Source organism: Luteirhabdus pelagi (assembly GCF_016827595.1).
In the GTDB taxonomy this organism is placed as follows: Bacteria; Bacteroidota; Bacteroidia; order Flavobacteriales; family Flavobacteriaceae; genus Luteirhabdus; species Luteirhabdus pelagi.
Window position 1 is genome coordinate 1 of sequence record NZ_JAECMS010000056.1, and the last position, 232, is coordinate 232.

Annotated in this window: 1 protein-coding gene; it reads left to right on the forward strand. The window is 48.7% G+C overall.

All coding sequences use genetic code 11. The annotated features are described in order from the left end of the window. A partial coding sequence (locus I4Q58_RS15530) for a TRAP transporter small permease subunit (RefSeq protein ID WP_203296826.1) occupies nucleotides 1-232 on the forward strand: 232 nt, incomplete at both ends.

Here is a 232-nt window from a genome sequence, read left to right on the forward strand (position 1 = left end):
CCCAGATCGTGCTGGAGATGTTGATCGAGCTGGTCACGGTGGTGTTTGCGATTTCAATCATGATCATCGGCGGTTACAACAGTTCAGTGCGCCAAATGTGGCAAATGGACTCAGCGCTGCAAATTCCCATGGGCGTGATTTATGCGGCGATTCCTATCAGTGGCGCGTTGATGGTGTTTTATTTCCTCTACAACGAAATGCACCTGTCGATTCGACTCAAACAACTCATTCA